The following is a 9,838-nucleotide window of genomic DNA, read 5'->3' on the forward strand; positions in this document are numbered from 1 at the left end:
AAGCGAATTAGCATTTTAATATATTACGCCTTTCGCCTATTAAAATATATCATTCAATCAATGACCTCATCATATTCTTTCCCAAGGAGAGAAAGAATATGATACAGATTTGCCTTATTATATTTTGTTACGCAGTTCTCTTAATAGTTTAAGCTTGGCTGGAATATTAAATTTACCATCTGCCGAGTCGCCGGCATACCAAGTTGAGAACACTCCTTCTTGGGTATCATATAGTGCATCACGCGCCTCTTCCAATCGCCGGATAGCAATATCCAGGTTTTCTGCGCGCTTACTACTTTCTTTTTCTTTATAAGCAAAGACAAAATGATATAATGAACGGCTCAATGCTGCCATATAATGACAAGGAGCAGCCAAATTATCCCTAAAAAAACGTTGGTCTTGCTTTGGCAAACGTTTCAAAAGATTCTCACAACGTTGAGAAACTTCCTCAAAACGCACAGCTGTCTTTTTCATACCTGCAATCAATGAATCAACTTGGTTATTGCCATCAATGCGGAATGAACGTCCGGGAACCCGTTCGAATCCTATGTCATAGAGCGGATTCGGAGAAAAATCGCTAAATCGTTTACCTATCTGATCGAAAACACGGGAATAACGCAAATCCTGGAATATAAACTGACGTTCCATTCCCGGAAATTCAGACGGTTTCTGCTGCCAATAAGCATAGTAATAGTCGTGATAAAGCTTGGCTACTTCTTCAGCATATTTTTGTCCAAAATATTGAGAACAAAAATCAATCAAGAAAGAATCTGTATTATATGCTTGCATATCCCACATCATACGAGCATTAGCGGACATTTCCATCACAAACTCCCTTAAATTACCGGCATTAACCACCGAAAAAGTTAGCGGACCGCGGGTATTCACATAACGATAATTGGCTTCCATTTTCCAAGGGCCTTCTGCAGGAGCCAGATGGGCGCCGGTTGAAGTAAATTGGAGATTCATATAATAACCTAGTTTCACTTGTTTCGTCATATCGAATGAGACCAAATCATCATAAGGATAATGATCTCTCCGTCCTGCAACAAAAGTCCAGAGCATATTTTTACCAGTTGGAGGTTGTAAATAACCTTTAGCCAACAAATCAGAAAGCTCATCATAAAAGGTCATTCGCACGAAAGGATCCTCTTCACCGGTTGCTTTTTTTATCATAGCCAGCTGTATACGGATCATACGGTTAATAATATCTGCACGTTCCTTATCATCTTTCGGCGCATCAGAGAATGCAGCCCAAAAAGGTTGGTCATTTACACCACGAAAAGCAATCTGCCACAAGTTTTCCTGTTTGTTGCGACATACCGTCTCTATACTATATTGCCAAAACTCAATCAAAGCTTTCTCATTCGACAAAAGTAGCTCCGGTGGTTCGACGCCACGTACTTTTCGCCAATATCCTGCCCAATTCATTAAATTATTGTTGCAAGCAACATGATGGTGAGAAGTTAGTACAAGTCCATATTTGCGTAATAAAGCAGCCTGACTATTCAGTTTATAATCAGGATAAGTAACCGTTGCCTCTAATTCTACCGTATTCAGTTTTAACCGAAGCATCGTTTCAAGCCACAGCTCATCATTCTCTTTTGACAACCGCCTCCAAGGTTTGAACAAATCTGTATCATTAGGAAACCATGCGCGATACCTGACCTGTGGTGACTTCTTAAAATAGTCAAAGCTTGATTTTATCTCTACATGTTTCTTATACTGTGGTTCCCACGAGCAAAAATACCATAAGGGCGGCACTCCTAAAAATAACTCGCTAAAAGTATAAATGGCATAAATAGCTCCACGCATATCCTTTCCATGAAGATAAATGCGCTTTTCTTCCGGGCTACAATATACCCTGTGAGATTCAAAACCATCCAAAGGACGGATAAATCGTGACTGAAACAAAGGGTTATCCACCGCCTCATTTATAATAACAATATCGATTTGCTGTGTATCATCAGTATTCTGAAAGATTTCAGGTTTATAATGCATCACCTTCTCAAAATCTTTGCATAAAGTTTTTGCTGCCAATTTTACTGGCTCCATTTCGTTCTTGGATAGTAGAATCTTGAAATTTCCTTTCTGCAGCTTTAAAGAGGAATTTGTATCTATTGCCAGAGACGGGATGGAAACCCAAAATAAAGCAATTAGATGTAATAAGAATAATCTGCTGTAGTTCTTCATACTTTTCACGGTTCTTTGTTGATTTAAGCCATTTACATTCTTCGTTAGTCGAAGCATAGGCAAAATTAGAAATTACATACCGAAAAGTATAAGGTTACACCCGCTGTATAATAAAAATATAAGGTTTTACAACCCACATAGCACTATTAATCAATCATTTATCGTCCCACAACAAGGGTAAAAATATAGGGATTCGCACATCCTTATATAACCCTAAAGACCTATTTTTCTGACATCTTTTTCAAAATTTGCAGGATCAACTGCTTTATTTCGAGTGCGAACTCTATAATTATAAACTGTATTCACAGAATACCCCAAAATCTCCGAAATCTGTTCAGATTCTGTAATTCCCAACCGGATCAAGGCAAAAATACGCAAGGTAGAATTTAATGCACCTTTATTTTCCAGAACAAACTTATCATCTGGTTGAAGCAATGAATTGAAGCTCTCGACGAATGTCGGGAACAGAGACAAAAATGTCCGGTCAAAATCGGCAAATGCACTTTTCCTGTTAAAATCCGAATTCAGATTATGAATCATCGAGGAAAGAGAATCATACTGTTTGCTATCCAGTTTTTGCTGTCCTACTAATACAAAATTATCAAGCTGGTTGACCAGTTTAAAAGTAGCATCCAGATAATGTCCTATATAAGAGTTCTTAATCCGGTTTGCTTCTGACAATTTCAAATTCAACTTTTCCAATAATTGGCGAGAACGTCGCAGATGCTTCATCTGCATCAAAATGTAAATGATAGCTATTATTAATACAACCGCAAAAACAGAACTTAAAATAAAACTATCTTGAAAAGTCTGCCGTTTAACCTGCTCTATACCCAGTTTTTCCCCAACAAAAACAGGGAATAATGTTCCGATAACGTTAATCCTATGACGCGTTCCATAAAAAGTTGCGTCTTCAAAAGCCTCATTTATATATTCGGAAGCAAGATTCACATCATTTTTATAGTAGTATAGCATAGTTGCCAGTCCTCTCATAGACACTGACTCTTTTGTGGCACTACGGATATCGTTTACAGCCGCCTTCACATAATAGTAAATAGCCTCATCATTCAGTTCCAGTTTACGGTTGACATACGCCATCGTGGACAAAAGAACAGAAAGCGTTTCCGTATCAGTAGTATCACATAGTTCCAAAGCTCGTTGATAAAGTTGTTTGGATTTAGCTAACTTATCTTCTTTCAGGGCTACTTTTCCTCTTACATAATAGATTGTCGACGAATCGGAAAGATAAGGCAAACTTTCCATCAAAAGTTCATTCCCTATTTGGTTATACTTGGATGAAAACACATTATCCTTAGTATAATCTGCCAAATCGTGGTAAACACGTCCAAAGCTAATATAATAGTCTGACAAGACCTTTGCAGGCAGTACTTCTTTATCAATTCGAATAGAGGAAAGCGAATCGATAGCTTCTTTAAAAAAGCCTCCTCGCGCTAAAATATATCCCAATCGGGTTCTGGCATCTACTCTATATGCGGAGCTGTCTATATCATTAGCTATCCTACACAACTGGGTAGCATAATGAAAGGCCGAATCAAAAGAATATAACTTAAATTCATTATACAAATCTACATTGACCTGAAACTTTTCTTCACATGTCATCCTGTTCGAATTAGTATTCAAGAAGTTCCGGATAGAATCTATATCATTCAATTTCATTTGATTATACACATCTTTCTGTTGCAAAGCGAGTGACATTTGTTTAGCAACTTCCTCTCTATATTGAATTGGATTTCCACTTGTACAACCCATATAAAATATAGAAATAATAATAAAGAATATTATCCAAAAGTCCCAAACGTATTTTTGTCTATGTTCCTGCATAAATATCAAATAAGAATAGATTAACGATCATCGGTCATACAAAAATATATAAAATCTCATATAAAAGAAACTTTTAAGACTATTATATTTTTGTATCCTGATATTACATTACAAAGGTGTACATTATTTCCAATATCGCATGAAACTAACGGTCCAATAAAGAATAAAAATTAGTCAATAGTCCATTTTATTAGCAAAAAAGCTCTTTATTTGGTCAAAAAGAAGAGAATTTATTGTTTTTTGAACGGTAATTTTCCTTTATTCTCTTTTAATTCCCCTTTCTTTGCAATATCCTTTTAATAGAATTTATATCTAATAACTAACTATATTTTTATACCATGAACATGAAAAAGAATTTTCTAACAATGCTGCTTGCATTGGCTTTATGCGGTTCGACTTTTGCTCAATGGAAACCTGCCGGTGACAAAATCAAAACATCGTGGGGAGAACAGCTTGACCCTAAAAACGTATTGCCGGAATATCCGCGTCCTATCATGGAACGCAACGACTGGAAAAACCTGAACGGGCTTTGGAAATATGCAATCACTCCCAAAGGTACTCCTGCACCTGCCGCTTACCAAGGTGATATTCTTGTTCCTTTTGCCGTAGAATCGTCTTTATCGGGCGTAGGCAAAATGATAAACGAGAAAGAAGAACTATGGTACCAACGCACTTTCGACGTTCCTTCTGCCTGGCGTGGTAAACAAATCCTATTGCACTTCGGAGCAGTAGACTGGAAAGCAGAGGTTTGGGTGAATGACGTAAAGGTAGGTGAACACACAGGCGGATTTACTCCTTTCTATTTCGATATTACTTCTGTACTTAATAAAGGGAATAATGACTTGGTAGTAAAAGTATGGGACCCTTCAGATCGTGGCGAACAACCCAGAGGAAAACAAATAGGAAATCCTCATGGCATTTGGTACACTCCGGTTACAGGTATCTGGCAAACAGTGTGGTTGGAACCGGTGGCAACACAATACATCACTAATCTGAAAACTACTCCCGATATTGACAATCATTCTGTGAAGGTAGAAGTTGCTGCCAATACGACTTCCGCAGACAAAGTGGAAGTAAAAGTATTCGATGGCAAGAACCTTGTAGCCAAAGGCGCAGCGTTGAACGGAGTACCTGTTGAACTGGCAATGCCTGCCAATGCCAAACTGTGGTCTCCGGACTCTCCTTTCCTCTACAATATGGAAGTGACTCTATATAAAGACGGAAAAGCAATAGACCAGGTAAAGAGTTATACCGCTATGCGTAAATATTCTATCCGCAAAGGTCAAAATGGCATCACTCGCCTGCAATTGAACAACAAAGACTACTTCCAGTTCGGTCCGCTCGACCAGGGATGGTGGCCTGATGGTTTATATACCGCACCGACAGACGAAGCATTGGTTTATGACTTGAAGAAGACGAAAGACTTCGGCTACAACATGGTACGCAAGCACGTCAAAGTAGAACCTGCACGCTGGTACACTCATTGCGACCAATTAGGATTGATCGTATGGCAGGATATGCCGAACGGTGGTCCTAGCCCACAGTGGCAGGCACGCAACTACTTTAACGGCAGAGAAGTGATTCGTTCTGCCGCTTCCGAAGCTAACTACCGCAAAGAGTGGAAAGAAATTATCGACTGTCTGTATTCTTATCCGAGTATCGCCGTATGGGTTCCTTTCAATGAAGCATGGGGACAATTCAAGACTCCGGAAATCGTAGCATGGACTAAAGAATACGATCCTAGCCGCCTGGTGAATCCTGCCAGTGGTGGTAATCACTATACTTGTGGCGATATTCTCGATCTTCACCACTATCCGGGCCCGAACATGTTCCTTTACGATCCGAGACGTGCTACCGTATTGGGTGAATATGGAGGTATCGGCTTGGTAGTAGAAGGAAATACTTGGGTGAATGACAAGAAAAACTGGGGTTATGTGAAGTTCAATACATCAGACGAAGTAACGAACGAATACATTAAATATGGCAAACATCTGTTGGAATTGATCCAGAAAGGATTCTCTGCTGCCGTATATACCCAGACAACAGACGTAGAAGGTGAGATCAACGGTCTGATGACTTATGACCGTAAAGTGATCAAGATGAATGAAGCTAAAGTCAGAGAAATCAACCAACAAATCTGTAACTCTCTGAATAAATAGGAAATAGCAAATTTAAATAAATACTCTTTTCCTTGTTGAATATCAGGACAGCACCTTTGAATTTTAAATTCGAGGTGCTGTATTTTCATTTATAATAAGAAAGCTCTCCCATCCATCAGTCAGAGAGCCATGTTTCATTTAAAGGAGGTTTTTATGAACAGCAAGCATATCTTCTTATCCACCTTAGTCGGTCCCTTAGTAATTCCGTCACTCAATGCAGCCGAAACCAACAGGCCCAACATACTATTTGTCATTTCCGACGACCAGTCTTACCCACACGCATCGGCCTACGGATCACCCATAGCTAAAACACCGGCCTTTGATTTTGTAGCCCGCAACGGCTGGTTATTCAACAACGCTTTTGTCACTTCTCCGGGAAGCAGTCCTTCGCGAGCTTCTATCTTAACCGGACTCTATCCCTGGCAAATAGCAGAAGCAGGCACCCACGCCTCCTCCTTCCCGACCCAATACAAATGCTTCCCTGATATTTTGGCGGAAGCAGGTTATCACGTTGGCTGCACAGGTAAAGGATGGGGACCCGGTGACTGGAAAATATCGGGACGGAAACACAATCCGGCAGGTCCGGAATACAATAAAAGGCACATTCAGCCTCCTTTCAAAGGAGTGTCCAATACCGATTATTACCAAAACTTCAAAGAGTTTCTTGACGCCCGCAAGGAAAAACAGCCCTTTTATTTCTGGGTCGGTTCACGTGAACCGCATCGTCCTTATGAAAAAGATAGCTGGAAAAAAGCAAACAGAGAGCTGACCGATGCGGAAGTTCCTCCTTTCCTTCCCGACAAAGAAGCTATAAAAGGAGATTTATTAGACTATGGAACAGAAATTGAATGGTATGACAGCCAATTATCACGCATCCTTGACATTTTGAAAGAAAAGGATGAGTTGGAAAATACGCTAATTATTGTCATGGCAGACAACGGAATGCCTTTTCCGGCAGCTAAAGCAACCTGTTTTGAATATGGCATCCATGTTCCGATGGCTATCTGCTGGACAGGCAAAATAAAAGAAGGAGGAATTAGTAATGAATTTGTAAGCGGCGTTGACTTAGCCCCAACCATACTTGACGCAGTCGGCATACAGAATAAAGAGCAAATGGCAGGTATCAGCCTACTACCCTATCTTCAGAAAAAGAAAAAAGACACAGGAAGAACGATGGTTTTTGCCGGAAGAGAACGTCATGCTTCTGCACGTTACCATAATTTAGGTTACCCGACACGCGCATTAAGAACAAAGGATTTTCTTTATATCAGAAACTTCCGTCCGGAGAGATGGCCTGCCGGTGACCCTTGCGCCATTGACAAGAACGGGAAAACAGGAGCAATGCATAGTGCTTATCACGACATAGACCAATGTCCGGCGTGGGATTTCATAGTCGCCAACAGAGATGACAGAGAAATATACCCTTATTTTCTGAAAGCAGCAGGAAAAAGACCTTATGAAGAATTATATAATGTATCTTCCGACCCCGGTTGTCTTCATAATTTAATTGGCAATGGCAAATACACCGAAAAGCTAAATAACCTCCGTAAAGAAATGGACAAATTACTTAAAAAGACCAAAGATACACGCTATTTGGACGATCCTACTCAAGACGATATATGGGAAACTTATCCGCGTTTGAGTGGAGCAATGCGTACGTTTCCAGAGCCTTTATTTTGAACAAACTTATATAGAAACATCAATTTATATACCGATTGAAGGAGAATGGTGCATCAAAAGTAAGACCATCTATTAAATCGATATTATTTAGGCACGGATTACACGGATTAACACGGTTCCACTAAACTAAAACCGTGTAATTCCGTGTAATCCGTGCCTAAATAAAAGTTATAAGAGTATGCAACACACTACCTTCCCTCTCCTTCCTGCATGAAGATCTTTACCTGATTCCAACTATTCTTCGTATCATTCGAAACTTTCTCACCAGGAGTAGAACGACCATTCTCTACATATTGCTTCATAGTCCGTTTCATCTCTTTCACCTCATTTTCGTAACGCTTATCACCGATAATGTTTTCTTTTTCCGAAGGATCTTTCACGATATCAAACAATTGCATCGGAGGGAATTTTTCTACATCGGAGGGTTTGACAGGATAGGAAAAGCCACCCGAACCTCCATAGAACACCAATTTCAGTTGGGAAGTACGCAAAGACAAATACCCCTCCCCCGCTTCGTGCACCAAGTCTTTACGCGCAGAAGCACCTTTCTTACTCAATATCGGCCACATACTGTAGCTGTCAACAGCTTCTTCTGTCTCCAAATTGTGGTTAAGCATTTGAGCAAAAGTGGCATAAAAGTCTATCAATGAGACTAAAGAGTTGTTTGTCTCTTTCCCATATTTTCCTTTCCAGGAGACAATAAGGGGAATTCTGTGTCCGCCTTCGTAAATATCGCTTTTGTAGCCTCTATAGATGTAACTAGGAAAATGTCCCTTCTTTTCCATATCTTTCACGCCGATATAACCGGCACACCCATTATCCGAAGCAAAGACAATGATGGTATTATCCAGTTGCTTGTTCTTCTTCAATGTTTTTACGATTTGGCGCACCATGTCGTCTATCATGACTACGAAATCGCCATAAGGACCGATACTGGTTTTACCTTGAAACTCTTTCGAAGGCAATATAGGGGTGTGGGGAGCTGTAATAGGCAAATATAAGAAAAACGGCTTCTTGCTGTCTTTCTGCTCATTGATATAGTTCAGGCTATGACGAATGATGTTGGGAAAACATTCTTCCGGCTTGAAGTCGGCTCCTGCCATTCCTCCGTGCATCAATAATGCCAGATTCTTTTTCTGGGGTTCTATCACATGATCGGGGATAGAGGTTGCTTTGTTATTTTCTACATAAACATAGGGAGAAATATCCAATGACGCGGGTATGCCGAAGTAGTAATCAAATCCTCTGTCGGCGGGTCCGTTCTTGATTGGAAGCGAGAAATCTATATCTTTCATACTTCTGCCATTGTTCGTATATCCCCAGTCCCAGCCTAAGTGCCATTTACCGATACAAGCGGTATTATAGCCATTTGCAGAAAACATTTGCGCGATTGTGCGACGTTCAGGATCAATCATTGCAGGCGAATCGCCATCAAGACCACCTCGTTTCAGCTTGGTTCGCCACGGATACCTTCCGGTCAGAAGAGAATATCTGGAAGGAGTGGATAAAGCGGAAGAAGCATGGGCATCCGTAAAGGCAATCCCGTGCTCGGCCAGTTTGTCAATGTTAGGAGTATGGATTTTAGATTCGGGATTAAAGGCCGAGATGTCTCCATAACCCAAATCATCCGCCAATATAAATACGATATTGGGTGTTTGCGCTTTTACAGCAGCAGCTGTAAGAAGTACAGAGGAGATTGTGATTAGTTTATTCATATATTGAATGTATTAAAGCTATAGTTTATGTATGATATAACCTATCTCTTCATGTTTTCCAACCGACATGCCCGGATTATCTGACTGACATCTCAATCGTTCCACTCCAGTAGGCAAGTCTTTTCACTCCAGTGAACGAATCTATGCACCCTAGTGAACAGCCCTCGTCACTCTAGTGGAACGATGGAGATGCTCTATCAATACAGGGCAGACGCATTATATTTTTTACTATATTCTCGTTTGTAATTT

At 40.2% G+C, this 9,838-nt stretch carries 5 protein-coding genes; 2 read left to right on the forward strand and 3 right to left on the reverse strand.

Translation table 11 applies throughout. The annotated features are described in order from the left end of the window. Positions 1-117: 117 nt before the first annotated feature. Both DXA54_RS15820 and DXA54_RS15825 read right to left on the reverse strand, forming a co-directional pair. Positions 118-2,055 (reverse strand): glycosyl hydrolase 115 family protein, encoded by a 1,938-nt coding sequence (locus DXA54_RS15820; protein WP_371682955.1) that lies wholly within the window; start codon positions 2,053-2,055, stop codon positions 118-120. Between the two features lie 351 nt (positions 2,056-2,406). Beyond that, positions 2,407-3,963 (reverse strand): DUF6377 domain-containing protein, encoded by a 1,557-nt coding sequence (locus DXA54_RS15825; RefSeq protein ID WP_232284355.1) that lies wholly within the window; start codon positions 3,961-3,963, stop codon positions 2,407-2,409. A gap of 416 nt (positions 3,964-4,379) precedes the next feature. On the opposite strand from DXA54_RS15825, the gene DXA54_RS15830 reads away from it, so the two are divergent. Then, positions 4,380-6,194 (forward strand): glycoside hydrolase family 2 protein, encoded by a 1,815-nt coding sequence (locus DXA54_RS15830; protein WP_120080010.1) that lies wholly within the window; start codon positions 4,380-4,382, stop codon positions 6,192-6,194. A gap of 129 nt (positions 6,195-6,323) precedes the next feature. Then, positions 6,324-7,874: a sulfatase gene (locus DXA54_RS15835; RefSeq protein ID WP_008649345.1), complete on the forward strand. Its 1,551-nt coding sequence runs from the start codon at positions 6,324-6,326 to the stop codon at positions 7,872-7,874. 188 nt (positions 7,875-8,062) lie between these two features. On the opposite strand, the gene DXA54_RS15840 is transcribed toward DXA54_RS15835, so the two are convergent. Further along, a complete protein-coding gene (locus tag DXA54_RS15840) occupies positions 8,063-9,589 on the reverse strand; it encodes a sulfatase family protein (protein ID WP_008649343.1) in 1,527 nt (508 codons plus the stop codon). Positions 9,590-9,838 lie beyond the last annotated feature (249 nt).

It is taken from the genome of Bacteroides sp. OF03-11BH, assembly GCF_003604005.1.
Classification (GTDB): domain Bacteria; phylum Bacteroidota; class Bacteroidia; order Bacteroidales; family Bacteroidaceae; genus Bacteroides; species Bacteroides ovatus.

Bases quoted from the DNA above. Each gene is read 5' to 3' on its own strand.
- DXA54_RS15820 (WP_371682955.1), bottom strand. From the start codon at position 2,055: ATGGAGCCAGTAAAATTGGCAGCAAAAACTTTATGCAAAGATTTTGAG.
- DXA54_RS15825 (WP_232284355.1), bottom strand. From the start codon at position 3,963: ATGGGTTGTACAAGTGGAAATCCAATTCAATATAGAGAGGAAGTTGCT.
- DXA54_RS15830 (WP_120080010.1), top strand. From the start codon at position 4,380: ATGAAAAAGAATTTTCTAACAATGCTGCTTGCATTGGCTTTATGCGGT.
- DXA54_RS15835 (WP_008649345.1), top strand. From the start codon at position 6,324: ATGTTTCATTTAAAGGAGGTTTTTATGAACAGCAAGCATATCTTCTTA.
- DXA54_RS15840 (WP_008649343.1), bottom strand. From the start codon at position 9,589: ATGAATAAACTAATCACAATCTCCTCTGTACTTCTTACAGCTGCTGCT.